Below are 25,032 nucleotides of genomic sequence, written 5' to 3'. Positions count from 1 at the left end.
ACGAGCGTACACATCAGGGGTGCTCGGGGCATGGAAAACGGCGAGGTCCGAAGGAACCTCGCCGTTTTCCATGCTCGGCCGGTGCGGCCGGGTGTCTCAGACGTTGAAGCCGAGCGCCCTGAGCTGCTCGCGGCCGTCGTCCGTGATCTTGTCGGGGCCCCACGGCGGCATCCAGACCCAGTTGATGCGCAGCTCGTTCACCAGCCCGTCGGTGGCGGACTTGGCCTGGTCCTCGATGACATCCGTCAGCGGGCAGGCCGCCGAGGTCAGGGTCATGTCGATGGTGGCGATGTTCGCGTCGTCGACATGGATGCCGTAGATCAGGCCGAGGTTGACGACGTCGATCCCCAGTTCGGGGTCGACCACGTCCATCAGAGCCTCGCGCAGCTCCTCCTCGGAGGCCGGCTTCATCTCAGCAGTGTCGGTCATGCCGTCTTCCTTTCGGCGTCGGCTCCGCCCAGGGCCTGCGCCGTCGCGTCCTTCCACGCCATCCAGCTGAGGAGGGCGCACTTCACACGGGCCGGGTACTTCGAGACTCCGGCGAACGCGACCGCGTCCTCCAGGGTCTCCTCCATCTCGTCGTCGGGCTCGAGCTTGCCCTTGGACTGCATCAGTTCCAGGAAGGTCTCCTGGATCCGCTGCGCCTCGGCCAGGTCCTTGCCGACGAGCAGGTCGTTGAGCACGGAGGCCGAGGCCTGGCTGATGGAACAGCCCTGGCCCTCGTAGGAGACGTCCTCGATCTTCGTGCCGTCGTACTTCACCCGAAGGGTGATCTCGTCGCCGCAGGTCGGGTTCACGTGGTGCACCTCGGCGTCGCCGTCCCTCAGACCACGCCCGTGCGGGTTCTTGTAGTGGTCCAGGATGACTTCCTGGTACATCGAATCCAGCTTCATGCGATCGCTCGTCCCGTCGTCAGCCGAAGAAGTTCCGGACGTGCTCCAACCCGTCGACCAGGGCATCGATCTCGGCCGGCGTGGAGTACAGATAGAACGACGCTCGGGTGGTCGCGGGAATTCCGTAGCGCAGGCAGACGGGACGGGCGCAGTGATGGCCGACCCGGACCGCGATGCCCTGCTCGTCGAGAACCTGGCCCACGTCATGCGGGTGGATGTCGCCGAGGGTGAAGGAGATCGCCGCCCCTCGGTCCTCCGCCGTGGTCGGGCCGATGATCCGCAGGTCGGGGACCTCACGCAGCTTCTGCACCGCGTACTCGGTGAGCGCGTGCTCGTGGGCGAGGATCCTGTCCATGCCGATCGAGTCGAGGTAGTCGATGGCAGCGCCGAGACCGACCGCCTGGGCGATCGGGGGCGTGCCCGCCTCGAACTTGTGCGGAGCGGGAGCGTAGGTGGACGAGCTCATCGTCACCGTCTCGATCATCTCGCCGCCGCCCAGGAACGGAGGCAGGTCCTCCAGCAGCTCCTGGCGGCCCCACAGCACGCCGATGCCGGTCGGGCCGCACATCTTGTGGCCGGTGAAGGCCACGAAGTCGGCCTGGAGGGCCTGCACGTCCAGCGGCATGTGCGGCGCGGCCTGGGAGGCGTCGACGCAGACCAGCGCTCCGACCTCCTGAGCGCGTCGGACTATCGCCTCGACCGGGTTCACGGTGCCGAGGATGTTGGACACCAGGACGAAGGAGACGATCTTCGTCTTCTCCGTGATGATCTCTTCGATGTTGGAGAGGTCGAGACGGCCGTCGTCGGTCAGCCCGAACCACTTCACCTTCGCGCCCGTGCGCTGCGCGAGCAGCTGCCACGGCACGATGTTGGAGTGGTGCTCCATCTCCGTGATGACGATCTCGGTCTCGGAGTCCACGCGGTAGGGCTCGTCGGCCCAGCCCAGCATGTTCGCCACGAGGTTGAGCGACTCGGAGGCGTTCTTGGTGAAGATCACCTCGTCGCGGCTCGGCGCGTTGATGAACGCGGCGACCTTGTCACGCGCGCCCTCGTACAGCGCCGTGGCCTCCTCGGCGAGAACATGCACGCCACGGTGGACGTTGGCGTTGTGCTGCTCGTAGTACTCGGAGAGCACGTCGATCACCTGGCGCGGCGTCTGCGAGGTCGCCGCGTTGTCCAGGTAGACGAGCTTCTTCCCGTCGTGGAGCACCCGGTCCAGGATCGGGAAGTCCTTGCGGAGTGCCTCGGTGTCGAGGAGGCCCGGCAGCTGTGTCACGCGGATGCGCCACCCTTCACATATGCCTCGTAGCCCTCGTTCTCCAGCTTGTCCGCGAGCTCGGGGCCACCCGACTCGACGATGCGGCCGCCGGCGAACACGTGGACCTGGTCGGGCTTGATGTAACGCAGGATGCGCGTGTAGTGCGTGATCAGCAGGGTGCCGACCTCACCGGTCTCGCGGACGCGGTTGACGCCCTCGGAAACGATGCGCAGCGCGTCGACGTCCAGACCGGAGTCCGTCTCGTCGAGGATCGCGATCTTCGGCTTGAGCAGTTCCAGCTGGAGGATCTCGTGGCGCTTCTTCTCACCGCCGGAGAAGCCCTCGTTGACGTTGCGCTCGGCGAAGGAGGTGTCCATGTTGAGGCGCTGCATGGCCTCCTTGACCTCCTTCACCCAGGTGCGCAGCTTGGGGGCCTCGCCGCGGATCGCGGTGGCGGAGGTGCGCAGGAAGTTGGAGACCGAGACGCCGGGGACCTCGACCGGGTACTGCATCGCCAGGAACAGACCGGCGCGGGCCCGCTCGTCCACGGACATCTCCAGGACGTCCTCGCCGTCCAGGGTGACCGTGCCACCGGTGATCGTGTACTTCGGGTGACCCGCGAGCGAGTAGGCGAGGGTCGACTTGCCCGAGCCGTTGGGGCCCATGATGGCGTGCGTCTCGCCCTGCTTCACGGTGAGGTCGACGCCCTTGAGGATCTCCTTCGTGGCGTTGTCGGCCTCGACGGTGACGTGCAGGTCTCGGATTTCAAGCGTTGCCATGGATTGCCTCAGGACTCCTGGGTGAGGGAGACGAGAACTTCGTCCCCTTCGATCTTTACGGGGTATACGGGAACGGGGCGCGTGGCGGGCAGGCCGGACGGCTTGCCGGTGCGCAGGTCGAAGCTGGAGCCGTGCAGCCAGCACTCGATCTGGCAGTCCTCCACCTCGCCCTCCGAGAGCGAGACGTTCGCGTGCGAGCAGATGTCGTGGATGGCGAACACCTCACCCTCGGTCTTGACGACCGAGACCGGCGTGCCGTCGAGTTCCACCCTTTTCGGGGTGTCCTCCTCCAGCTCGCTCAGCGCGCAGGCGCGTACGAAGCTCATGCGACGGACGCCTCCAGCTCCTCTTCGATCTTGGCGAGCAGGCGCTCCTCGATGTCCGTGACGCCGATCTGCTGGACCAGCTCGGCGAAGAAGCCGCGGACGACGAGGCGGCGGGCGTCGTGCTCCGGGATGCCGCGGGCCATCAGGTAGAAGAGCTGCTCGTCGTCGAAGCGGCCGGTGGCGGAGGCGTGACCGGCGCCGACGATCTCGCCGGTCTCGATCTCCAGGTTCGGCACCGAGTCGACCCGGGAGCCGTCGGTGAGGACCAGGTTGCGGTTCATCTCGTAGGTGTCCGTGCCCTCGGCCCTGGCCTCGATGAGCACGTCGCCGATCCACACCGCGTGCGCGTCGGCGCCCTGGAGCGCGCCCTTGTAGACGACGTTCGACTTGCAGTGCGGGGTGTTGTGGTCGACCAGGAGGCGGTGCTCCTGGTGCTGGCCGGCGTCGGTGAAGTACAGACCGAGCAGTTCGGCCTCGCCGCCGGTGCCCGCGTAGATGACGCGCGGGTGCAGCCGAACGAGGTCGCCGCCGAAGGTCACGACGACCGACTTGAACGACGCGTCCCGCCCGATCAGGGCGTTGTGCTGGGCCACGTGCACGGCCTTGTCGTCCCAGTCCTGGACGGAGACGACGGTCAGCTTGGCGCCGTCGCCCAGGAGGTACTCGACGTTGGCGGCGAGCACGGCGTCGCCGGTGTGGTCGATGACGACGACGGCCTCGGCGAAGGCGCCCAGTTCGATGACCTGGTGGCCGTAGGCGGTCCCGCCCTCGCCGTGCACGGTGATGCGGATCGGCTCGGTGAGCGCCGTCTCCTTGGGCACGGTGACCACGCCGGCCTGCTCGAACGCCGAGAACGCCTGGGCGGCGACGCGGTCCACGGGGGTGCCCGCCCGGCCGATCCGCGCGTCGTCGCGGCCTACGGTCTCGACGATGACGCCCTCGGGGGCCTCGACGGCGACCTTGACACCGGTGCCGGTCGCGACCGCGGTGCCGTCGTGCAGGCCGCGCAGGCGCTCCAGCGGGGTGAACCGCCATTCCTCCTCGCGGCCGTGCGGGACCGGGAAGTCCGCGACGTCGAAGGAGGGGGGCGCGCTCATGCGCGTGGCGACGGTCGACTCGGCGGCCACCGCGATCTGGCCCGCGGTAGTCGAGCCCACGGGGAGGTTCTCAGCCATGGCTGTCGTTGTGCTCTCTTCCTGCGTCAAGAATTCTGGAGGCTGCTCTGAAGGGGGGTCCTAGCCGACCGCGCCTTCCATCTGGAGCTCGATCAGCCGGTTCAGCTCCAGCGCGTACTCCATGGGGAGCTCCTTGGCGATCGGCTCGACGAAGCCGCGCACGATCATCGCCATCGCCTCGAACTCGGTCAGACCGCGGCTCATCAGGTAGAAGAGCTGGTCCTCGGAGACCTTGGAGACGGTCGCCTCGTGACCCATGGACACGTCGTCCTCGCGGACGTCCACGTAGGGGTACGTGTCGGAGCGGGAGATGGTGTCGACCAGCAGCGCGTCGCAGAGCACGTTGGACTTGGAGCCGGCGGCGCCCTCGCCGATCTCGACCAGGCCGCGGTAGGAGGTACGGCCGCCACCGCGCGCCACCGACTTGGAGACGATGTTGGAGGAGGTGTTCGGCGCCATGTGGACCATCTTGGAGCCGGCGTCCTGGTGCTGCCCCTCGCCCGCGAAGGCGATGGAGAGGGTCTCGCCCTTGGCGTGCTCGCCCATCAGGTAGACGGCCGGGTACTTCATCGTCACCTTGGAGCCGATGTTGCCGTCGATCCACTCCATGGTCGCGCCCTCGTAGGCGACGGCGCGCTTGGTGACCAGGTTGTAGACGTTGTTCGACCAGTTCTGGATGGTCGTGTAGCGGCAGCGGGCGTTCTTCTTGACGATGATCTCGACGACGGCGCTGTGCAGCGAGTCCGACTTGTAGATCGGGGCGGTGCAGCCCTCGACGTAGTGCACGTAGGCACCCTCGTCGACGATGATCAGCGTCCGCTCGAACTGCCCCATGTTCTCCGTGTTGATACGGAAGTAGGCCTGGAGCGGGATCTCCACGTGGACGCCCGGCGGCACGTAGATGAAGGAGCCGCCCGACCACACCGCGGTGTTCAGCGAGGCGAACTTGTTGTCACCGACGGGGATGACGGTGCCGAAGTACTCCTTGAAGAGCTCCGGGTGCTCCTTGAGCGCGGTGTCGGTGTCCAGGAAGATGACGCCCTGCTCCTCCAGGTCCTCGCGGATCTGGTGGTAGACGACCTCGGACTCGTACTGCGCGGCGACACCGGCGACGAGGCGCTGCTTCTCCGCCTCCGGGATGCCCAGCTTGTCGTACGTGTTCTTGATGTCCTCGGGCAGGTCCTCCCAGGACTCCGCCTGCTTCTCCGTGGAGCGCACGAAGTACTTGATGTTGTCGAAGTCGATGCCCGACAGGTCCGAGCCCCAGTTCGGCATGGGCTTCTTCTCGAAGAGGCGCAGGCCCTTGAGGCGCAGCTTGGTCATCCACTCCGGCTCGGACTTCTTCGCCGAGATGTCGTTGACGACGTCCTCACTGAGACCGCGCTTTGCAGCGGCACCGGCCACGTCGGAGTCGGCCCAGCCGTATTCGTAGTTGCCCAGGCCCTCGAGTTCGGGGTGAGCAGTCTCCGTAGGGAGAGTCATGCGGGGTTCCTCCCGGCCGTGCTTGCAGATGCGTCAGTGATGTCGGTGGATGTCTTGGGGATGAACGTCGTGCAGACGCCGTCGCCGTGCGCGATGGTCGCGAGTCGCTGGACGTGTGTTCCGAGCAGCTCGGCGAAGATCTCCGTCTCCGCCTCGCAGAGCTGGGGGAATTGTTCCGCGACGTGGGCGACCGGGCAGTGGTGCTGGCACAGCTGCTCGCCGACCGGTGCGCTGCGCGCCGTAGCAGCGTACCCGTCGGCGCTCAGGGCCTTGGCCAGCGCCTCGGCCCGTTTGTCGGGCGTGACGCTCTCGACCGCCTGGCGGTAGGCGCTCGCCTGCGCGGCGATCCGGGCACGCGCGAAGGCCGCGACGGCCTCCTGGCCGCCCTCCTGGTCCGCGATCCAGCGGAGCGCGTCCACGGCCAGCTTGTCGTACGACTGGTCGAAGGCGTCGCGTCCGCAGTCGGTGAGCGCGAAGACCTTGGCGGGACGGCCGCGGGTGCGCGTGCCGTAGACCCGCTGCTCGCGGGCCTCCACCACGTCGTCGGCGACGAGCGCGTCCAGGTGGCGGCGCACGGCGGCCTGGGTGAGTCCCAGCCGTCCGGCGAGTTCGGCGACGGTCGACGGGCCGTGGTCCAGGATGGAGCGCGCGACACGGTTGCGCGTCGAGCGCTCACCGGTCGCGAGTTCCTCCTGAGGGGCCCCAGTGGGGGGCTCCGGAACCTCGCCGACGTTTTTCACAACGCCATTGTTGCGTAATTCCTCAGAGACTGACAAGCCGCACCCTTCCGGGTGCACGGTGCCCTGCATCACTTAGGTATACCTAATCCGACCTGCGGAAACGATCTTCGGACAGCTCGTCGACGATCAAATCGGTGGCACGCCGCCCGCCCTTCGGGAACACTCCGGAACCATGCCCACCCCCGCTCCGACCGGCCCTCTTGTCACCCGCGACACGCTCTCCACCCAGCTGCGCGCCCTCGGCGTCGAGACCGGCGAGACCCTCCTCGTGCACTCCTCCCTGAGCTCGCTCGGCTGGGTGTGCGGCGGCGCCGTCGCCGTCGTTCAGGCACTGCTCGACGTCCTCGGCCCGCACGGCACCCTGGCCGTCCCGGCCCAGTCCGGCGACCTGTCCGACCCGGCCCACTGGACGAGCCCGCCGGTGCCCCGGGAGTGGTGGGAGCGGATCCGGGCGAACCTGCCCGAGTACGACCCCGCGATCACCCCCTCGGTCGGCATGGGCGTGATCCCGGAGACCGTGCGCACCTGGCCGGGCGCCCTGCGCAGCGCCCACCCGCACACCTCCTTCGCCGCCCTGGGCAGGCACGCGGCACGGCTCACCGACGGCCACGCCCACGACTGCCGGCTCGGCGAGCGCAGCCCCCTGGCCCGGCTGGAGGAGCTCTCCGCCCGGGTGCTGATGCTCGGCACCGGCTACGCCACCTGCACCGCCTTCCACCTGGCCGAATACCGAATACCCGGGCCGCGCGTCCCGGTCGGCCGGCCCGCCCCCGGAGGCGGCTGGGAGGTGCTCTCCGAGGTGTCGATCAGCTCGGAGCGGTTCGACGAGCTCGGCCACGACTTCGAACGGGACCGGCCGGTCACCCGCGGACCCGCGGGAGCCGCCCGGGCACGGCTGTTCCCGCTGGCCGCCGCCGTCGCGTACGCGGAGCACTGGCTGCCGACGCACCGTCCCCGTGCGGATGAGTTCCAGCACCCGCCCGTCTGAGTGACCGCGGCCCTACCTAGACTCTGGACCCATGCGAAGTGAGCCCGTGGTCCAGATCAAGGCCCTGGTGAAGCGGTACGGCACGAAAACCGCGGTGAACGGCCTCGACCTGGTGGCCCAGGCGGGCGTCACCGCCGTACTCGGCCCCAACGGGGCGGGGAAGACGACCACGGTCGAGACCTGCGAGGGGTACCGGAAGCCGGACTCCGGCACGGTGCGTGTCCTGGGCCTCGACCCGGTACGGCAGTCCGACGAGCTGCGCCCCCGCATCGGGGTGATGCTCCAGTCCGGCGGCGTCTACTCGGGCGCGCGGGCCGACGAGATGCTGCGGCACGTCGCCCGGCTGCACGCGCGTCCGCTGGACGTGGACGGCCTGATGGAGCGCCTCGGACTCGGCGGCTGCGGCCGCACCTCCTACCGGCGCCTGTCCGGCGGACAGCAGCAACGACTGGCACTGGCCATGGCCGTGGTGGGCCGCCCCGAGCTGGTCTTCCTGGACGAGCCGACGGCCGGCCTCGACCCGCAGGCCCGCCGGGCCACCTGGGACCTGGTGCGCGACCTGCGCGCCGACGGGGTCTCCGTGATCCTCACCACCCACCACATGGACGAGGCCGAGCAGCTCGCCGACGACGTCGCCATCATCGACGCCGGTACGGTCATCGCCCAGGGCTCCCCCGAGCAGCTGTGCCGCGGCGGCGCCGAGAACACCCTGCGCTTCACCGGCCGGCCCGGCCTCGACGTCGCCTCCCTGCTGAAGGCGCTGCCCGCCGACACCACGGCCGCCGAGCTGACGCCGGGCTCCTACCGGGTCGTCGGCAGGATCGACCCGCAACTGCTCGCCACGGTGACCTCGTGGTGCGCCCAGCACGGGGTGATGCCGGACCGGATCTCGGTCGAGCGGCACACCCTCGAAGACGTCTTCCTCGAACTTACGGGCAAGGAGCTGCGCTCGTGACCACCGCGGGTACCTACACCCCCCAGCCCGGTGCGGCCCCGCTGCCCCGGATGATCGCGGCGCAGGCGGCACTGGAGACGAGGATGCTGCTGCGCAACGGCGAGCAGCTGCTGCTGACGGTCGTGATCCCGGCCCTGCTGCTCCTGCTGTTCAGCTCCGTGGACGTCGTCGACACCGGCCCGGGCAGAGCCGTCGACTTCCTCGCTCCCGGAGTGCTCGCGCTCGCCGTCATGTCCACCGCGTTCACCGGCCAGGCCATCGCGACCGGCTTCGAGCGCCGATACGGCGTGCTGAAGCGACTGGCCTCCTCTCCGCTGCCCCGCTGGGGCCTGATGGCCGCGAAGACGGCGTCCGTGCTGGTCACCGAGGTCCTCCAGGTGATCCTGCTGGCGGCGATCGCCTTCGCGCTGGGCTGGTCGCCGCACGGCGGCCCGGTCTCCGTGCTGCTCCTGCTGGTCCTCGGCACGGCGGCGTTCTCCGGGCTCGGCCTGCTGATGGCGGGCACGCTGAAGGCCGAGGCCACCCTCGCGGCCGCCAACCTGGTCTTCCTGCTGCTGCTGGTCGGCGGCGGGGTCATCGTCCCGCTGGACAAGTTCCCGCCCGCCGCCCAGGACGTCCTCGGGCTGCTGCCCATCTCCGCCCTCTCGGACGGCCTGCGGGACGTGCTCCAGCACGGTGCCGGGATGCCGTGGGGCGATCTGGGCATCCTGGCCGGATGGGCGGTCGTGGGGCTGGCGGCGGCCGGGCGGTTCTTCCGCTGGGAGTAGGGACCGGGCCGTGGGATCACGGCGGTCGTCCAGTGGGGTGACCCTCGTGAAAGCGTGCACAAGCGGCGGCCTACGATGGTGCCGTGCAAAAGCTGACCCCTGCCGACGCCGAAGCGGCCCTGCGCAACCCGCTCGCCTTCATCGCCGACCGCTGGACCCCGGACTCCCGGACGGTCCGGCGGGCCGCACTCGCCGCACTCGTCATGTCGGTGCTCATCGTGGTCACGGGCGGCGCCGTACGGCTGACCAGCTCCGGCCTCGGCTGCCCGACCTGGCCGACCTGCACCGACGACTCGCTCACCACCACCAGCGCGATGGGCATCAACGGCGCCATCGAGTTCGGCAACCGCATGCTGACGGGCGTGCTGTGCGCCGCCATCGGCTGGGCGATCATCGCGGCCCGCGCGCAGAAGCCGTGGCGGCGCGACCTGACCCGGCTCGGCTGGGCGCAGTTCTGGGTGGTCATGGGCAACGCGGTGCTCGGCGGGATCGTGGTCCTGGTCGGCCTCAACCCGTACACGGTCGCGGTCCACTTCCTGCTCTCGTCGGCGCTGATCGCCATCGCCACGGTGATGTGGCAGCGCACCCGTGAGGGTGACGGCGTACCGCGTCCGCTGGTCGGCAAGGCGGTCAAACAGCTGGTGTGGTCCCTGGTCGCCGCGTCCGTCCTGCTGATCGCGGCCGGCACGGTCGTGACCGGTGCCGGTCCGCACGCGGGTGACTCCAGCGAGGTCGACCGGATCCACGTCAGCTGGGAGACGGTCAGCAAGCTGCACTCCGTGTTCGCATGGATCGTGGTGACGCTGACGTTCGCGCTGTGGTTCGTCCTGAAGGCGGTGGACGCGCCCAAGGGGCCGCTGAACCGGACGCGGGAGCTGTTCGTGATCCTGCTCCTCCAGGGAGTCGTGGGATACGTCCAGTACTTCACCCATCTGCCCGAGGCCCTGGTCGCCCTGCACATGCTGGGCTCCACGGTGATGTGGATCTGGGTCCTGCGCGTGCTGCTTTCGCTGCGCGAGCGTCCCGGCGCGGTGGCGGACGTGCCCGTCCCCGCGGCCGAGTCGGCCGTCGGCACGCACGCGTAGAACCCCGCGTGGGCGGGTCTCAGTCCAGTCCGTAGACCCGCCGCGCGTTGCCCTCCGCCACCATCCGCGCCACCCGCCCCGCGTCCGCCCGCGACCAGGCTCCCTCGTCCACCCAGCCGCCGAGCACCCGGCCGAGGGCCTCACGGAACAACCGGGCCCCCACCACGTGCAGTTCGGGCAGGCCGTGGGCCCCGCTGGAGAAAAGGATCTTGCCGAACGGGGCGAGTTCCAGGATCTCGGCGAGGATCGTGGCCGCACGGGCGCCGGTGCGCACCAGCGCGGCGCCCGAGTCGGCGAACACATGCGGGAACACCCCGGCCAGATGGGCGGCCTGGCGGTGGTACGGGTAGCCGTGCAGCAGGACCAGGTCCGTGCCGAGGCCCGCGGTGGCCCGCACGAAGTCGGTCAGCAGCACCGGGTCGGTGCGGTCGATGCGCGCCCCCGGCTCCCCCAGTCCCGCGTGCAGTTGGAGCGGCAGACCGGAGGCGACGGCGACCCACAGCAGGTGCCGCAGCAGCACCGGGTCGTGCAGCTCCCCGCCGACCCGGCGCCCGGCAAGCCAGCGGCCCGCCGCGCCCCGCACCTCTCCTGGGCCGGGAGGCTCCGGCGCCAGCGCGAGTCCGTGCCGCAGTCCCGCGACGGAGGTGAAGGCGACCGCGTTCGCGGCCGCCCCGTGCACCGATTCGGCCAGGTTGGCGAGAAACGACTCCACCGTTCCCGAGGTGTCGGCGACCTGCTCGGCGAGGAGTTCGAGCCGTACGATCTCGCGGGCCTCGGCGTCGCCGGCGGCGGCCAGCTCGGCGGGACCGGTCAGATCCCCGGGCAGCCCGGTGTCGACCAGGTAGGTGGTGATCCCGCTGCCGCGCAGCAGACGGCGGGCCGCCTCCGGGACGCCGAGTTCCCGGCGTCGGGCGAGGTAGCGGGCGGGCGGGCAGTGCGGTTCCAGGCCGAGCAGCGGCGGACACCATCGCCGTACGGCGAAGCCCGTCTGGGTGTCGAACAGGGTGGTGCCCGCGGCGGGCGGACCCTCGGTCCGGGCGAGCTGGGCCTCGAAGGTGCCGAGACCCAGCTCCGTTCTGAGTACACCGTGGCAGTACTGGTCCACCAGGGACGGCGTTTCGATCATCCGGTCACTCCCCGACTGGACCGCGCCCTCTCAGGCTCTCTCAGGTCCCTAACGGGTGAACCGGGTGTCAGGTGTTGCTCGGAGGCTCAGGAGTTGCGGAGCCTCAGCCGTTGCGGGGGCCGCCGACCTGGATACCCGCCATGCGCGTCCACTCGTACCGGCCCGTCGTCACCTTCGCGGCGAACTCGCCGTCGAACGCCTCGTGGACGGTGATTCCGGCCTTCTCGACCGCCTTCTCGGCGATGGCGTAGCTGGGTGCCACCAGGTCGCCCCAGCCGCCGTCGTCGCCGACGAGGACGATCCGGGCGCCGCGCTCACCGATGTACGCCACCTGACCCTCGGCGCCGCCGTGCGCCTTGGCGAAGGCGCCGATCTGCTGGGCGAGTCGCGTCGCCCTGCGTTCGGCCTTCGGGTCAACCTGCTGCGTGTCAACCTGCTGCGTGTCTGCCATGACCAGGATGCTACCGACGAGTAGATCAATCGGCGACAGGCGGGGTGAGTGGCCTTGACCACCCGGCTCCGGGCCTCTGCCGCGCCGGGCTGTCAGCGCAGGAAGGGGTCCACCGCCACCGCGACGAACAGCAGCGAGACATAGGTGATGGACCAATGGAACAGCCGCATCTCCTTCAGCTTCCCGCCCGTCACCTCCGCCTTGGCGCGGTTCTGCAGGGCGTGCGCCTCCCACAGCCACCAGCCGCCCGCGACCAGCGCGACCAGCGTGTAGAACCAGCCCGTGTAGCCGAGCGGGGTCAGCAGCAACGAGACGGCGACCATCACCCAGCTGTAGAGGACGATCTGCTTCGCGACGACCTTGTTGGAGGCGACGACCGGAAGCATCGGCACGCCCACGCGGGCGTAGTCGTCCCGCACCTTCATGGACAGCGGCCAGTAGTGCGGCGGCGTCCAGAAGAACATCACCAGGAAGAGGATGACCGGCGCCCACGACATGGAGTTCGTGACCGACGACCAGCCGATCAGCACCGGCATGCAGCCGGCGATGCCGCCCCAGACGATGTTCTGCGAGGTACGCCGTTTGAGGATCATCGTGTAGACGACGACGTAGAAGAGGAGCGCTCCGAGCGACAGCCAGGCGGACAGCCAGTTGACGGTCAACCCGAACAGCAGCGTGGAGACGACGGCCAGCCCGAGGCCGAACACGAGGCACTCCCGCGGGCTCACCATCCCGGTGACCAGCGGACGCTGCGAGGTGCGGTCCATGAGCGCGTCGATGTCACGGTCGATGTACATGTTCAGCGCGTTGGCGCCGCCCGCGGAGAGGTAGCCGCCGATGCACGTCAGCAGGACCAGGCCGAGGTCCGGCACACCCTGCTGCGCCAGGAACATCACCGGAACGGTGGTGATCAGCAGCAGCTCGATGATCCGCGGCTTGGTCAGCGCCACGAAAGCCTTGACACGGGCCCCGAACGGCCGGTGGCTCGGGCTCTCCGCGGCACCGAGCGCCACCCCCGCTGGACGGGATTCGACGGCCGTCACGCACACCCCTGACAGAGACATCCCAGCGAGCCTCGGCGTGTGAACTCACGGTAAAGGCTCGCGCGTACCACGCCACTGTAGACGTTGCCCAGACCCGGACATTCGCGGGGGTGGGGTCGTGTTGGTGGGCACCCCGCGCAGGGGGCCGGACGGCTCGGCCGAGGGGGCGCCGGAGAGCTTGATCGATTGGTCGCCGTACGGCTCGGTTGAGCGGTCGTATGAGCGGCTCCGTATTCATCTGCCGAGTGCCCTACGGCGCGGCCGGGAGGCGGATCCCCGCAAGGCCCGGCAGTCTGGAATGACTCGAAAAAACGCACGTCTTTACGGGGGTAGGCTCGACAACGGCCGGTGGGCACCCAGTGCACCGGCAGCCGGTGGGCGCGCGCCCGTAAGTCCGGCAACCGACATGTGGAGAGGAGCCCTGACTCAGGGTGAGCACCAAGCCGATCACCACAGATCTTGAGTGGAACGAGCTGGACCAGCGGGCCGTGGACACCGCCCGCGTCCTTGCCGCCGACGCCGTACAGAAGGTCGGCAACGGCCATCCCGGTACGGCGATGAGCCTGGCTCCAGCCGCCTACACCCTCTTCCAGAAGGTGATGCGGCACGACCCCGCCGACCCCGAGTGGGTCGGACGCGACCGCTTCGTGCTGTCCGCCGGCCACTCGTCCCTGACCCTCTACACGCAGCTCTACCTGGCCGGCTTCGGCCTGGAGCTGGACGACCTGAAGTCCTTCCGCACCTGGGGCTCGAAGACCCCGGGCCACCCGGAGTACGGCCACACCACGGGCGTCGAGACGACGACCGGCCCGCTCGGCCAGGGTGTCGCCAACGCGGTGGGCATGGCCATGGCCGCCCGGTACGAGCGCGGTCTGTTCGACCCCGAGGCGGCGCAGGGCGAGTCCCCCTTCGACCACTTCATCTACTGCATCGCCGGTGACGGCTGCCTCCAGGAGGGCATCTCCGCGGAGGCGTCCTCGCTCGCCGGCCACCAGGAGCTCGGCAACCTGGTCCTGCTGTGGGACGACAACCACATCTCGATCGAGGGCGACACCGAGACGGCCGTCTCCGAGGACACCGTCAAGCGGTACGAGGCGTACGGCTGGCACGTGCAGCGCATCGCCCCGAAGCCGGACGGCGACCTCGACCCGCACGCCATCTACAACGCGATCGAGGCCGCGAAGAAGGTGACGGACAAGCCGTCCTTCATCGCGATGCGCTCGATCATCGCCTGGCCCGCCCCGCACGCGCAGAACACCGAGGCCGCGCACGGCTCGGCGCTCGGCGACGACGAGGTCGCGGCCACCAAGCGGGTCCTGGGCTTCGACCCGGAGCGGACCTTCGAGGTCTCCGACGAGGTCATCGCCCACACCCGTCAGGCCCTGGACCGGGGCGCGCAGGCCAAGGCGGAGTGGGAGAAGTCGTTCCAGCTCTGGCGCGACAACAACGGCGAGCGCGCCACCGAGTTCGACCGCATCAGCCGGACCGAGCTGCCGACCGGCTGGGAGGAGAAGCTCCCGGTCTTCGAGCCGGGCAAGGGCATCGCCACCCGCGCCGCCTCCGGCAAGGTGCTCCAGGCGCTGGGCGCGGTCATCCCCGAGCTGTGGGGCGGCTCCGCCGACCTCGCCGGATCGAACAACACCACGATCGACAAGAGCAGCTCGTTCCTCCCGGCGGACAACCCGCTGCCCGAGGCCGACCCGTACGGCCGCACGATCCACTTCGGCATCCGCGAGCACTCCATGGGCGCGGAGCTGAACGGCATCACCCTGCACGGGAACACCCGTGTCTACGGCGGTACGTTCCTCGTCTTCTCCGACTACATGCGCAACGCGGTGCGTCTGTCGGCCCTGATGCACCTGCCGGTGACGTACGTGTGGACGCACGACTCCATCGGCCTCGGCGAGGACGGCCCGACCCACCAGCCGGTCGAGCACCTGGCCTCGCTGCGCGCGATCCCCGGCCTGAACATCATCCGTCCGGCGGACGCCAACGAGACGGCGATCGCCTGGCGCGAGGTCCTGCGCCGCTACACCAAGGTGTTCGGCAAGGGCCAGCCGCACGGCTTCGCGCTGACCCGTCAGGGCGTGCCGGTGTACGAGCCCAACGAGGACACCTCGCGCGGTGGTTACGTCCTGTTCGAGGCGGACGGCGGCGAGCCGCAGGTCATCCTGATCGCCACCGGTTCCGAGGTGCACGTCGCCGTCGAGGCGCGCGAGCAGCTCCAGGCGGACGGCGTTCCGACGCGGGTCGTGTCCATGCCGTGCGTGGAATGGTTCGAGCAGCAGGACCAGGGGTACCGGGACACCGTCCTCCCGCCGTCCGTGAAGGCGCGGGTTTCGGTGGAGGCGGGCATCGGCCTCACCTGGCACAAGTACGTGGGGGACGCCGGTCGCATCGTTTCCCTGGAGCACTTCGGTGCTTCGGCCGACGGCAAGGTGCTCTTCCAGGAGTTCGGCTTCACTGCCGAGAACGTGGCCGCCAAGGCCCGGGAATCCCTCGCCGCCGCCCAGCGCTGACGCTCATATCGACACGTAGGAGATGTAATTCCATGACAGACGCACTCAAGCGCCTCTCCGACGAAGGCGTCGCGATCTGGCTGGACGACCTGTCGCGCAAGCGGATCACGTCCGGCAACCTGGCCGAACTGATCGACGAGCAGCACGTCGTGGGCGTCACCACCAACCCGACGATCTTCCAGAAGGCGATCTCCTCGGGCGACGGCTACCAGCAGCAGGTCTCCGACCTCGCCGCCCGCAAGGTGACCGTCGAAGAGGCCATCCGCATGATCACCACGGCGGACGTCCGTGACGCCGCCGACATCCTGCGCCCCGTCTTCGACGCCACCGACGGCCAGGACGGCCGGGTGTCGATCGAGGTCGACCCGCGGCTCGCGCACAACACCAAGGCGACGGTCGCCGAGGCCAAGCAGCTGGCCTGGCTGGTGGACCGCCCCAACACGCTCATCAAGATCCCGGCCACCAAGGCGGGCCTGCCGGCGATCACCGAGGTCATCGGCCTCGGCATCAGCGTCAACGTGACGCTGATCTTCTCGCTGGAGCGCTACCGCGAGGTCATGACCGCCTACCTCGCCGGTCTGGAGAAGGCGAAGGAGCGCGGGCTCGACCTGTCGCTGATCCGTTCGGTGGCGTCGTTCTTCGTGTCCCGGGTGGACACCGAGATCGACAAGCGGCTCGACGCCCTGGGCACCCCGGAGGCCAAGGCGGCGCGCGGCAAGGCGGCCGTGGCCAACGCGCGTCTCGCCTACGAGGCGTACGAGGAGGTCTTCTCCTCCGACCGCTGGGCCGCGCTGGAGAAGGCGGGCGCCCGCAAGCAGCGTCCGCTGTGGGCGTCGACCGGTGTCAAGGACCCGGCGTACAAGGACACCATGTACGTCGACGACCTGGTGGCGCCGAACACGGTGAACACCATGCCGGAGGCCACCCTGGAGGCCGTCGCCGACCACGGGCAGATCACCGGGAACACCATCGCCGGCACGTACGAGCAGGCACGTGCCGAGATCGACGCCGTCGAGAAGCTCGGGATCTCGTACGACGACGTGGTCCAGGTTCTGGAGGACGAGGGCGTCGAGAAGTTCGAGGCGTCCTGGAACGACCTGCTGAAGTCGACCGAGGCCGAACTCAAGCGCCTCGCCCCCTCGGAGGGCTGAAACCTTGTCGAGCAGCAATCCGCTGCGTGACCCCGCAGACCGACGGCTCCCGCGTATCGCGGGGCCGTCGGGCCTGGTGATTTTCGGCGTCACGGGCGATTTGTCACGGAAAAAGCTGATGCCCGCGGTGTACGACCTCGCCAACCGGGGTCTGCTGCCGCCGGGCTTCTCACTGGTGGGCTTCGCCCGCCGTGACTGGGAGCACGAGGACTTCGCCGAGGTCGTGCACGACGCGGTCAAGGAGCACTCGCGCACCCCCTTCCGGGAGGAGGTCTGGCAGCAGCTCATCCAGGGGATGCGCTTCGTCCAGGGCACCTTCGACGACGACGACGCCTTCGAACGGCTGCGCGCCACCATCGAGGAACTGGACAAGGCACAGGGAACGGGCGGCAACTTCGCCTTCTACCTGTCCGTGCCGCCGAGTTCCTTCCCGGTGGTCATCCAGCAGCTGAAGAAGCACGGCCTGGCGGACCAGGAGGGCGGCTCCTGGCGGCGCGCGGTCATCGAGAAGCCGTTCGGCCACGATCTGAAGTCGGCCGAGGAGCTGAACAAGGTCGTGCACGAGGTGTTCGAACCGGACCAGGTGTTCCGGATCGACCACTACCTCGGCAAGGAGACCGTTCAGAACATCCTGGCGCTGCGGTTCGCGAACACGACGTTCGAGCCGATCTGGAACCGGTCCTTCGTGGACCATGTGCAGATCACCATGGCCGAGGACATCGGCATCGGCGGCCGGGCCGGCTACTACGACGGCATCGGCGCCGCCCGTGACGTCATCCAGAACCACCTGCTCCAGCTCATGGCGCTGACCGCCATGGAGGAGCCCGCCTCCTTCGACGCGTCCGCGCTGGCCGCCGAGAAGGAGAAGGTGCTCGGCGCGGTGCGGCTGCCGAAGGACCTGGGCCGCAACACCGTCCGCGGGCAGTACGCGGCGGGCTGGCAGGGCGGCGAGAAGGTCATCGGCTACCTCCAGGAAGACGGCATCGACCCCAAGTCGAAGACCGACACCTACGCGGCCGTGAAGGTGCAGATCGACAACCGCCGCTGGGCCGGGGTCCCGTTCTACCTGCGCACCGGCAAGCGCCTCGGCCGCCGGGTCACCGAGATCGCGGTGGTCTTCCAGCGGGCCCCACACTCCCCCTTCGACCACACGGCGACGGAGGAGCTGGGCCAGAACGCGATCGTCATCCGGGTCCAGCCGGACGAGGGCATCACGGTCCGGTTCGGCTCCAAGGTGCCCGGCACCTCGATGGAGATCCGGGACGTGTCCATGGACTTCGCCTACGGCGAGTCCTTCACGGAGTCCAGCCCCGAGGCGTACGAGCGCCTCATCCTGGACGTGCTGCTGGGCGACGCCAACCTCTTCCCGCGCACGGAGGAGGTCGAGCTGTCCTGGAAGATCCTCGACCCGATCGAGCAGTACTGGGACAAGCACGGCAAGCCCGCGCAGTACCCGTCGGGCACATGGGGTCCCACGGAGGCCGACGAGATGCTCGCACGAGACGGACGGAGCTGGCGCCGGCCATGAAGATAGACCTCACGGACACCACGGCCAGCAAGATCAACAAGGCGCTGGTGCAGGGCCGCCGGGCCATCGGCACCCCCGCCGTCGGCATGGTGCTGACCCTCGTCATCGTCACCGACGAGGAGAACGCCTACGACGCCCTGAAGGCCGCCAACGACGCGTCCCGCGAGCACCCCTCGCGCACGCTGGTGGTCATCAGGCGGGTCTCCCGCTCCCCGCGCGACCGCACCTCCTCGCGGATGGACGCCGAGGTGCGGGTGGGCGCGGACGCGGGCACCGGCGAGACGGTGGTACTGCGGCTGTACGGCGAGGTCGTCGACCACGCCGACTCGGTCGTGCTGCCGCTGCTGCTGCCGGACGCCCCGGTGGTCGTCTGGTGGCCGGTGAACGCCCCGCTGGACCCGGCGAAGGACCCGCTGGGCGCCCTCGCCCAGCGCCGGGTCACCGACTCCTACGCGTCCGAGCAGCCGGTGCGGGAGCTGGCCTCCCGCGCCGACGCCTACACTCCCGGCGACACCGACCTGTCCTGGACCCGCATCACACCCTGGCGCTCGATGCTGGCCGCCGCACTGGACCAGGTCGTGTGCGAGGTCAAGGGCGTCGAGGTGGCGGGCGAGGAGTTCAACCCGAGCTGCGAGCTGCTCGCGATGTGGCTGGCGGACCGGCTGGACGTGCCCGTCACGCGGTCGCTGTCGGCGGGCCCGGGCCTCACCTCGGTCCGCATGGACACCAGCTGCGGCCCGATCGCCCTGAGCCGCGCGGACGGCTCGCTGGCAACGCTGTCCATCGAGGGCCAGCCCGACCGCGCGGTGGCACTGAACCGCCGGGACACGGCCGAGCTGATCGCGGAGGAGCTGCGCCGGCTCGACCCGGACGACACGTACGCCTCCGCGCTGCGGTACGGGGTGGACCGGCTCTCCGACGCCCCCGAGCCGGCCGTCACGGGTGAGGCCGCCGCGGATGCGGACGCGAAGCCCGCACCCACGACCAAGGCGGCGTCGGCGCCCGCGAAGAAGGCGGCCGCCTCCGCGAGGAAGGCTGCGAAGTGAGCACCCCCCAGCTGGTCGTGCACCGCGACAAGGAACTGATGGCGGAGGCCGCCGCGGCGCGGCTGATCACCAGGATCGTGGACGCGCAGTCCTCGCGCGGTTCCGCGTCCGTGGTGCTCACCGGCGGCCGCAACGGCAACGGGCTGCTGGCCGCCCTGGCGGCCGCCCCGGCCCGGGACGCCGTCGACTGGGGCCGCCTCGACCTGTGGTGGGGCGACGAGCGCTTCCTGCCCGAGGGCGACCCGGAGCGCAACATCACGCAGGCCCGTGAGGCACTGCTGGACGCGGTGCCGCTGGACCCGAAGCGCGTGCACGCCATGCCCGCGTCGGACGGTCCGTACGGCGCCGACGTGGAGGCGGCGGCGGCCGGTTACGCCGAGGAGCTGGCGCGGTCGGCGGGGTTCGAGAACCACGGCGCCGTGCCCACCTTCGACGTCCTGCTCCTGGGCGTCGGCCCGGACACTCATGTGGCCTCGCTCTTCCCGGAACTGCCCGCGGTCCGGGAGACGGAGCGCACGGTGGTCGGGGTCCATGGCTCCCCCAAGCCCCCGCCGATCCGGGTCAGTCTCACCCTTCCGGCGATCCGGTCGGCCCGTGAGGTGTGGCTGCTGGCGGCCGGCGAGGACAAGGCGAACGCCGTGGCGATCGCCCTGTCGGGCGCGGGCGAGGTCCAGGCCCCGGCAGCCGGGGCGTACGGCAGACAGCGCACCCTGTGGCTGCTGGACGCGTCGGCGGCCTCCCAGCTGCCGCGCTCCCTGTATCCGCCGGCTTCACCGTGAGCTCGTGAGCTCGTGAGCCGGGGGGTGACGGGACTTTTCGTCCCGTCACCCCCCGGCTCACCTGTCTCCGTTGGCTCTGAGGGACAGGTACCGCGCCGGATGGTCGCCGAGCCTGATGCCGTATCCCCGCTTGAGGCGGGCGATCTCGTACAGCGCGATGGCGGTCACCGTCATCGGGGCGCCCAGGATGAACAGGATCCCGAGCTTCAGCCCGAGTCCGTGCAGATCGCCTGTGAAGAGGTCGGGCAGGGCCATCAGCCACGTGGTGACGATGGCGAGCAGCGGCGGCAGACAGGGGTGGACGGCCGCCGTGCCGAAGAAGTTTCCGGTGACGCGCAGGGCGCCGGCACCGACGAACCAGACCATCCACAGGGTGAACAGCCCCATCGGAAGGATCATCAGGCCGCCGCCCAGAGTGCTGCTGTTCTGCAGCAGCAGAAGCGTCGCGACGACCGCACCGACGAAGGTCAGCAGCAGTCTCAGGGCGCCGAGCAGCGGCGGCCGCAGTGCGCGCAGGCTGCCGCCGCGCCGCCAGATCCACAGCATCACCCCGACCGTCAAAGGCGCGATGAGCAGCAGGACACCGCTGGCCGTGGCCAGGTTCTCCAGCATCTCCGTGACGGCGAAGCCGCCCTCGACGAAGGTGTAGACGCCGACGGCGGCGACCGAACCCGCGATGACCCGGACCCGTTTGAGCTGCTCGACGGCCGGGTCGAGCGGTTCGGGTATCCAGACGGGATGAAACACCGCCCAGGCCGCGTGATGGGCCTTCAGATAGTTGCGGGTGTATGGCTCGCCCGTTGTGCGGTTCCCCCGCGGACCGGCCACTGCGCTCTCCCCCGAGTTGCGATGTGCATGATCATCGGGAGTCTACGGGACACCGGGCGGCTCCCCACCGCCCGGCACCCCGCGGCCTCGGTCGGCCGAAGCCTCTAACGCCCCCGCAGCTCCCGGTACTTGGCGACCAGCGTCCGGGTGGAGTCGTCCAGCCCCTCGACCTCGGCGCCCTCGGTCAGGGCACGTTCCACCCGCTTGGCGAGAACCTTCCCGAGTTCGACGCCCCACTGGTCGAAGGAGTCGATGTCCCAGACCGCGCCCTGGACGAACACCTTGTGCTCGTAGAGGGCGACGAGCTGACCGAGGACGGACGGGGTCAGCTCGCGGGCGAGGATCGTGGTGGTCGGCCGGTCGCCCTTGAACGTCTTGTGCGGGACCAGCTCCTCCGGCACGCCCTCGGCCCTGACCTCCTCGGCGGTCTTGCCGAAGGCGAGGGCCTGGGTCTGGGCGAAGAAGTTCGCCATCAGCAGGTCGTGCTGGTCCCTGCACCGGCCGCTGAGTTCCGCGACCGGCTCGGCGAAGCCGATGAAGTCCGCCGGGACGAGCTTGGTGCCCTGGTGGATGAGCTGGTAGTAGGCGTGCTGGCCGTTGGTGCCCGGGGTGCCCCAGACGACCGGGCCGGTCTGCCAGTCGACCTCCTGCCCGTCCCGCGTCACATGCTTGCCGTTGGACTCCATGTCCAGCTGCTGCAGGTAGGCGGTGAACCTGGACAGGTAGTGGCTGTAGGGCAGGACCGCGTGCGACTGGGCGTCGTGGAAGTTGTCGTACCAGATGCCCAACAGGCCCATGAGGAGCGGCACGTTGGACTCGGGCGGCGCGGTCCGGAAGTGCTCGTCGACCAGGTGGAAGCCGTCGAGCATCTCACGGAAGCGGGCCGGGCCGATGGCGATCATCAAGGAGAGACCGATCGCGGAGTCGTACGAGTAACGGCCGCCTACCCAGTCCCAGAACTCGAACATGTTGGCCGTGTCGATCCCGAACTCGGCGACCTTCTCCGCGTTCGTCGACAGGGCCACGAAGTGCTGGGCCACGGCGTCCTGCCCGGCCTTCAGCTCGGTGAGCAGCCAGTCGCGGGCGGAGGTGGCGTTGGTGATCGTCTCCACCGTGGTGAAGGTCTTGGAGGCGATGATGAACAGCGTCTCCGCCGCGTCCAGGTCACGGGTTGCCTCGTGCAGGTCGGCGCCGTCGACGTTCGACACGAAGCGGACCGTGAGTTCGCGGTCGGTGAAGCTGCGCAGCACCTCGTAGGCCATGGCGGGGCCGAGGTCGGAGCCGCCGATGCCGACGTTGATCACGTTCCTGATCCGCTTGCCGGTGTGCCCGGTCCAGGAGCCGGAGCGGACGCGCTCGGCGAACTCGCTCATCTTGTCGAGCACGGCGTGCACCTCGGGGACGACGTCCTCCCCGTCGACCTTGATCACCTCGTCGCGCGGGGCGCGCAGCGCGACGTGCAGGACGGCCCGGTCCTCGGTCGTGTTGATCTTCTCCCCGCGGAACATCGCGTCCCGCAGTCCGAAGACGTCGGTCGCCGCGGCGAGCTCGCGCAGCAGCCGCAGCGTCTCGTCGTTGACCAGGTGCTTCGAGTAGTCGATGTAGAGGTCGCCGACCTGGAGCGTGTACCCGGTGCCGCGCCCGGGGTCGGCGGCGAACAGCTCCCGCAGATGGGTGTCGGCGAGCTGTTCCCGGTGCTTCGCCAGAGCGGTCCACTCGGGCGTCTGGTTGAGCCTGGTACGGCCGTCTGCGTTCATTACGACTTCAGCCTTCTTTCCTACAGCCTGTCCTGCTGCGTGCGTTGCCGTGTACCTTGCCCCGCTGCCGGTCCCAACCTAATTGATCAGCGGGTGCCGTGAGCTGTCACGGCGCCGTCCCGCGGCGCACCCACGGATACGTCGGATCTGCTCGCGGGTATCAGCGTCGCGACGGCCAGGGCGAAAAGGGCGGCGGTGAACAGCGCCGGGCCGTTCAGCCCGTACAGGCGGCCCACGGCCCCGCCGAGCAGGGCACCGAGCGGGGCGCCGGAGGTCGAGGCGGTACGGAAGGCCGCGGCGATCCGGCCCACCATCGGGCCGGGGCTGCGCTGCTGCATCAGGGTGACCTGGTTGACGTTCCACACCATGCCCATGGCCCCGAGCAGCAGCATGCCGACCAGCAGCGCGGCCAGGTGCCGGACGCCGCCGACGAGCAGCAGCGCCGCGGTCTGCACGGCTCCGCCGAGCAGCAGGGCGCGCACCCGTCCGGCACGCCGGGCCATGCGCTGGGCGAGGAAGCCGCCCGCGATGCTGCCGGCCGAATACGCGGTCATCGCCGCGGCGAACTCCGCGTTCCCCCCGTGCAGCCAGCGGGTCACATGCAGCACCAGGGTGGCGATCAGGGCGCCCATGCCGATGTTGCACAGCAGCGTGGCCAGGCAGACCGCGCGCAGGGCGCGGTCCCGCCACAGGACGCGCAGGCCGTCCCTGACGTCCGCCCGCAGGGTGCTCGCGGGACGGTGCTCGCGGCGGGGCGGCCCTATCCGCAGGGAGGCCACCAAGGCGGCGGCGGCCAGATAGGTGCCCGCGTCGGCCACGAACGGCAGGAACGCGCCCGCCGCCAGGAGCAACGGCACGAACGGGCCGGCCAGCAGGCCTCCCGCGATCTGCTGCCCGGTCATCAGCCGGGCGTTGGCGCCCCCCAGGGCGTCGCCCGGCACCAGGACGGGCAGCAGGGCCGTGGCGGCGTTGTCGAAGAGGGTCTGGAGGGTGGTCAGCGCGAAGGCGAGCGTGAGCAGCAGCGGCATCGAGGCGTGGCCGAGTGCCACGGCGACCGCGAATCCGGCGACGAGCAGTCCCCGTGCGGTGTCCACGGCCCACATCGCCCGGCGCTGGTCCACCCGGTCGGCGAGGGCCCCGCCGAGCAGGCCGAACAACAGCCACGGAAGATAGCCGCAGGCAGTCACCGAGGCGATGGCCAGCGGATCGTCGGTGAGACGGACAGCGATGAGCGGCAGCGCCGATGCGCGCAGCGCGTCCCCGAAACGGGAGATGACGGCGGCCGTCCACAGCCGTCCGAATCCGCCGCGCCACGTGAGCGCGCCTTCCCCTGTCCGCTCCTCGATCGCGACTCCGGCCATCGCTCCCCCTCTCGGTTCACCACACAGGATTCGCCTGCGCACAAACCGTAACGGGGGCCACTGACAACGGGCCGGGGCATGCTTGGGGGACTCACATCGGGAGCTGCCGCACAAGACGGCTGCGGCCAGGTACCCGAGGGCACCCGGCCGGTTCTCAACTTCTAGATCTCGCCCCGCAGTTTGGCGAGCGCCTCGGCGAGGATCGCCTCGCCGTCCGCATCGCTGCGCCGCTCCCGTACATACGCGAGGTGCGTCTTGTAGGGCTCGGTGCGCGGCGGGTCCGGGGGGTTGTCCCGGTCCTGTCCGGCCGGGAATCCGCAGCGCGGGCAGTCCCAGGTGTCGGGGACCTGCGCGTCGCTGGCGAAGCTCGGCTGCGTCTCGTGCCCGTTGGAGCACCAGAAGGAGATGCGCAGACGCGGCGCGGACTCGCCGCGCTCGGCCTCGCCCATCGGCCCCGCCCCGACCCGGCTACCTCGGATCGCGTTGCCACTTGCCACGGTGTAACTCCCTGCGTGATGGTGCCGCGAAGCGAGTCGGCGTTTCGCCTCGTTGCGAGCGCCTCAGTCTACGTAAGGCCCAACGCGCGTCCAGTGGCTGGAGTTACAGCCCCCGCACCTAGACGCAAGCCCCATGATAGGCGGCGCTCCGGAGCGCGTACCGAACATGGGGCCTTACGTAGGGAATGTGCGTGCTTGCGAGAAGCCGGTCAGCCGTTGTCCAAGCTCAGTTGTTCGACTTCATCAGCAGACCGAGGACGACGATGGACGCGAACCACAGCAGGCCGATCACCACGGTGATGCGGTCGAGGTTGCGCTCGGCGACCGAGGAACCGCCCACGGACGACTGCATGCCGCCACCGAACATGTCGGAGAGGCCGCCGCCCTTCCCCTTGTGCATCAGCACCAGCAGCATCAGCAGCAGGCTGAAGATGATCAGGGCGATCGAGAACCCCAAAACCACGGCTGGACCAACTTCCTCGGATTCGGATGGACTGC

General features: G+C 69.7%; 25 protein-coding genes. 9 read left to right on the top strand and 16 right to left on the bottom strand.

The window, feature by feature from the left end:
• Positions 1-96: 96 nt before the first annotated feature.
• Genes ACIPK3_RS05560 through ACIPK3_RS05525 form a run of 8 tightly spaced genes read right to left on the bottom strand, consistent with a single transcriptional unit; the run spans position 97 to position 6,653 of the window.
• Positions 97-429: a metal-sulfur cluster assembly factor gene (locus ACIPK3_RS05560; RefSeq protein WP_402566712.1), complete on the bottom strand. Its 333-nt coding sequence runs from the start codon at positions 427-429 to the stop codon at positions 97-99.
• The gene (gene sufU / locus ACIPK3_RS05555; RefSeq protein WP_402566711.1) at positions 426-893 is read right to left on the bottom strand and encodes a Fe-S cluster assembly sulfur transfer protein SufU; all 468 of its coding nucleotides are present in this window, start codon (positions 891-893) and stop codon (positions 426-428) included. Before sufU ends, ACIPK3_RS05560 begins: the two co-directional genes overlap by 4 nt.
• Positions 894-912: 19 nt before the next feature.
• Complete coding sequence (locus ACIPK3_RS05550; protein WP_402566710.1) at positions 913-2,169, bottom strand: cysteine desulfurase; 1,257 nt, start codon at positions 2,167-2,169, stop codon at positions 913-915.
• Positions 2,166-2,930: a Fe-S cluster assembly ATPase SufC gene (gene sufC / locus ACIPK3_RS05545; RefSeq protein WP_402566709.1), complete on the bottom strand. Its 765-nt coding sequence runs from the start codon at positions 2,928-2,930 to the stop codon at positions 2,166-2,168. Before sufC ends, ACIPK3_RS05550 begins: the two co-directional genes overlap by 4 nt.
• A gap of 8 nt (positions 2,931-2,938) precedes the next feature.
• Positions 2,939-3,256, bottom strand: coding sequence for a non-heme iron oxygenase ferredoxin subunit (locus tag ACIPK3_RS05540; protein WP_402566708.1), 318 nt, complete (start codon positions 3,254-3,256; stop codon positions 2,939-2,941).
• Positions 3,253-4,431, bottom strand: coding sequence for a Fe-S cluster assembly protein SufD (sufD, locus tag ACIPK3_RS05535; protein ID WP_402566707.1), 1,179 nt, complete (start codon positions 4,429-4,431; stop codon positions 3,253-3,255). The genes ACIPK3_RS05540 and sufD overlap by 4 nt, the downstream gene beginning before the upstream one ends.
• Before the next feature lie 60 nt (positions 4,432-4,491).
• Positions 4,492-5,913, bottom strand: a complete 1,422-nt coding sequence (gene sufB / locus ACIPK3_RS05530; protein ID WP_402566706.1) for a Fe-S cluster assembly protein SufB — start codon at positions 5,911-5,913, stop codon at positions 4,492-4,494.
• Positions 5,910-6,653, bottom strand: coding sequence for a helix-turn-helix transcriptional regulator (locus ACIPK3_RS05525; protein ID WP_402566705.1), 744 nt, complete (start codon positions 6,651-6,653; stop codon positions 5,910-5,912). Before ACIPK3_RS05525 ends, sufB begins: the two co-directional genes overlap by 4 nt.
• Positions 6,654-6,825: 172 nt before the next feature.
• Between ACIPK3_RS05525 and ACIPK3_RS05520 the strand changes: the two genes are divergently transcribed.
• The 4 genes from ACIPK3_RS05520 to ACIPK3_RS05505 all read left to right on the top strand — a co-directional run bounded on the left by ACIPK3_RS05520 (position 6,826) and on the right by ACIPK3_RS05505 (position 10,448).
• Positions 6,826-7,641 carry an aminoglycoside N(3)-acetyltransferase gene (locus ACIPK3_RS05520; protein ID WP_402566704.1) on the top strand — a complete coding sequence of 272 codons (816 nt, stop codon included), beginning with the start codon at positions 6,826-6,828 and terminating at the stop codon, positions 7,639-7,641.
• Between the two features lie 31 nt (positions 7,642-7,672).
• Positions 7,673-8,596: an ABC transporter ATP-binding protein gene (locus ACIPK3_RS05515; protein ID WP_402566703.1), complete on the top strand. Its 924-nt coding sequence runs from the start codon at positions 7,673-7,675 to the stop codon at positions 8,594-8,596.
• Positions 8,597-8,646: 50 nt separating this feature from the next.
• Complete coding sequence (locus ACIPK3_RS05510; protein WP_402566866.1) at positions 8,647-9,363, top strand: ABC transporter permease; 717 nt, start codon at positions 8,647-8,649, stop codon at positions 9,361-9,363.
• 83 nt (positions 9,364-9,446) lie between these two features.
• The gene (locus ACIPK3_RS05505) at positions 9,447-10,448 is read left to right on the top strand and encodes a heme A synthase (RefSeq protein WP_402566702.1); all 1,002 of its coding nucleotides are present in this window, start codon (positions 9,447-9,449) and stop codon (positions 10,446-10,448) included.
• 19 nt (positions 10,449-10,467) lie between these two features.
• On the opposite strand, the gene ACIPK3_RS05500 is transcribed toward ACIPK3_RS05505, so the two are convergent.
• The 3 genes from ACIPK3_RS05500 to ACIPK3_RS05490 form a co-directional block, all read right to left on the bottom strand.
• Positions 10,468-11,574, bottom strand: coding sequence for an amidohydrolase family protein (locus tag ACIPK3_RS05500; RefSeq protein ID WP_402566701.1), 1,107 nt, complete (start codon positions 11,572-11,574; stop codon positions 10,468-10,470).
• Positions 11,575-11,677: 103 nt separating this feature from the next.
• On the bottom strand, positions 11,678-12,025 hold the full coding sequence (locus ACIPK3_RS05495) for a hypothetical protein (protein ID WP_402566700.1): 348 nt from the start codon (positions 12,023-12,025) through the stop codon (positions 11,678-11,680).
• 92 nt (positions 12,026-12,117) lie between these two features.
• Positions 12,118-13,074: a heme o synthase gene (locus tag ACIPK3_RS05490; protein ID WP_402566865.1), complete on the bottom strand. Its 957-nt coding sequence runs from the start codon at positions 13,072-13,074 to the stop codon at positions 12,118-12,120.
• A 425-nt stretch (positions 13,075-13,499) separates the two neighbouring features.
• Here ACIPK3_RS05490 and tkt point away from each other — a divergent pair, with 425 nt between their 5' ends.
• From tkt to pgl, 5 genes are read left to right on the top strand one after another with little or no spacing between them, the layout of a single operon-like run.
• Positions 13,500-15,587 (top strand): transketolase, encoded by a 2,088-nt coding sequence (tkt, locus tag ACIPK3_RS05485; protein ID WP_402566699.1) that lies wholly within the window; start codon positions 13,500-13,502, stop codon positions 15,585-15,587.
• Positions 15,588-15,619: 32 nt separating this feature from the next.
• Entirely contained in the window at positions 15,620-16,738 is a 1,119-nt protein-coding gene (tal, locus tag ACIPK3_RS05480; RefSeq protein ID WP_402566698.1) for a transaldolase, read from the top strand.
• A 4-nt stretch (positions 16,739-16,742) separates the two neighbouring features.
• Positions 16,743-18,266, top strand: coding sequence for a glucose-6-phosphate dehydrogenase (gene zwf, locus ACIPK3_RS05475; protein ID WP_402566697.1), 1,524 nt, complete (start codon positions 16,743-16,745; stop codon positions 18,264-18,266).
• Positions 18,263-19,312, top strand: coding sequence for a glucose-6-phosphate dehydrogenase assembly protein OpcA (opcA, locus tag ACIPK3_RS05470; RefSeq protein WP_402566696.1), 1,050 nt, complete (start codon positions 18,263-18,265; stop codon positions 19,310-19,312). The genes zwf and opcA overlap by 4 nt, the downstream gene beginning before the upstream one ends.
• Positions 19,309-20,091 carry a 6-phosphogluconolactonase gene (gene pgl / locus ACIPK3_RS05465; RefSeq protein WP_402566695.1) on the top strand — a complete coding sequence of 261 codons (783 nt, stop codon included), beginning with the start codon at positions 19,309-19,311 and terminating at the stop codon, positions 20,089-20,091. Before opcA ends, pgl begins: the two co-directional genes overlap by 4 nt.
• A gap of 57 nt (positions 20,092-20,148) precedes the next feature.
• Here the strand turns inward: pgl and ACIPK3_RS05460 are convergent, their stop codons facing one another.
• The 5 genes from ACIPK3_RS05460 to secG form a co-directional block, all read right to left on the bottom strand.
• Complete coding sequence (locus ACIPK3_RS05460) at positions 20,149-20,919, bottom strand: hypothetical protein (RefSeq protein WP_402566694.1); 771 nt, start codon at positions 20,917-20,919, stop codon at positions 20,149-20,151.
• A 104-nt stretch (positions 20,920-21,023) separates the two neighbouring features.
• Positions 21,024-22,676 (bottom strand): glucose-6-phosphate isomerase, encoded by a 1,653-nt coding sequence (gene pgi / locus ACIPK3_RS05455; protein WP_402566693.1) that lies wholly within the window; start codon positions 22,674-22,676, stop codon positions 21,024-21,026.
• Positions 22,677-22,762: 86 nt separating this feature from the next.
• Positions 22,763-24,037 carry an MFS transporter gene (locus ACIPK3_RS05450; protein WP_402566692.1) on the bottom strand — a complete coding sequence of 425 codons (1,275 nt, stop codon included), beginning with the start codon at positions 24,035-24,037 and terminating at the stop codon, positions 22,763-22,765.
• 161 nt (positions 24,038-24,198) lie between these two features.
• Positions 24,199-24,486 (bottom strand): RNA polymerase-binding protein RbpA, encoded by a 288-nt coding sequence (locus tag ACIPK3_RS05445; RefSeq protein WP_004002138.1) that lies wholly within the window; start codon positions 24,484-24,486, stop codon positions 24,199-24,201.
• Positions 24,487-24,760: 274 nt separating this feature from the next.
• Positions 24,761-24,997 carry a preprotein translocase subunit SecG gene (secG, locus tag ACIPK3_RS05440; protein WP_402566691.1) on the bottom strand — a complete coding sequence of 79 codons (237 nt, stop codon included), beginning with the start codon at positions 24,995-24,997 and terminating at the stop codon, positions 24,761-24,763.
• Positions 24,998-25,032 lie beyond the last annotated feature (35 nt).

Source organism: Streptomyces sp. NPDC086787 (genome assembly GCF_044745865.1).
In the GTDB taxonomy this organism is placed as follows: domain Bacteria; phylum Actinomycetota; class Actinomycetes; order Streptomycetales; family Streptomycetaceae; genus Streptomyces.
Note: the sequence above shows the minus strand (reverse complement) of the source record. Positions and strands in the feature narration are given on the sequence as shown.

Excerpts from the sequence above, each read along its gene's own strand:
- ACIPK3_RS05560 (WP_402566712.1), bottom strand. The coding sequence starts at position 429 with ATGACCGACACTGCTGAGATGAAGCCGGCCTCCGAGGAGGAGCTGCGC.
- sufU (WP_402566711.1), bottom strand. The coding sequence starts at position 893 with ATGAAGCTGGATTCGATGTACCAGGAAGTCATCCTGGACCACTACAAG.
- sufC (WP_402566709.1), bottom strand. The coding sequence starts at position 2,930 with ATGGCAACGCTTGAAATCCGAGACCTGCACGTCACCGTCGAGGCCGAC.
- ACIPK3_RS05540 (WP_402566708.1), bottom strand. The coding sequence starts at position 3,256 with ATGAGCTTCGTACGCGCCTGCGCGCTGAGCGAGCTGGAGGAGGACACC.
- sufD (WP_402566707.1), bottom strand. The coding sequence starts at position 4,431 with ATGGCTGAGAACCTCCCCGTGGGCTCGACTACCGCGGGCCAGATCGCG.
- sufB (WP_402566706.1), bottom strand. The coding sequence starts at position 5,913 with ATGACTCTCCCTACGGAGACTGCTCACCCCGAACTCGAGGGCCTGGGC.
- ACIPK3_RS05520 (WP_402566704.1), top strand. The coding sequence starts at position 6,826 with ATGCCCACCCCCGCTCCGACCGGCCCTCTTGTCACCCGCGACACGCTC.
- ACIPK3_RS05515 (WP_402566703.1), top strand. The coding sequence starts at position 7,673 with ATGCGAAGTGAGCCCGTGGTCCAGATCAAGGCCCTGGTGAAGCGGTAC.
- ACIPK3_RS05510 (WP_402566866.1), top strand. The coding sequence starts at position 8,647 with ATGATCGCGGCGCAGGCGGCACTGGAGACGAGGATGCTGCTGCGCAAC.
- ACIPK3_RS05500 (WP_402566701.1), bottom strand. The coding sequence starts at position 11,574 with ATGATCGAAACGCCGTCCCTGGTGGACCAGTACTGCCACGGTGTACTC.
- ACIPK3_RS05495 (WP_402566700.1), bottom strand. The coding sequence starts at position 12,025 with ATGGCAGACACGCAGCAGGTTGACACGCAGCAGGTTGACCCGAAGGCC.
- tal (WP_402566698.1), top strand. The coding sequence starts at position 15,620 with ATGACAGACGCACTCAAGCGCCTCTCCGACGAAGGCGTCGCGATCTGG.
- opcA (WP_402566696.1), top strand. The coding sequence starts at position 18,263 with ATGAAGATAGACCTCACGGACACCACGGCCAGCAAGATCAACAAGGCG.
- pgi (WP_402566693.1), bottom strand. The coding sequence starts at position 22,676 with ATGAACGCAGACGGCCGTACCAGGCTCAACCAGACGCCCGAGTGGACC.
- ACIPK3_RS05450 (WP_402566692.1), bottom strand. The coding sequence starts at position 24,037 with ATGGCCGGAGTCGCGATCGAGGAGCGGACAGGGGAAGGCGCGCTCACG.
- ACIPK3_RS05445 (WP_004002138.1), bottom strand. The coding sequence starts at position 24,486 with ATGGGCGAGGCCGAGCGCGGCGAGTCCGCGCCGCGTCTGCGCATCTCC.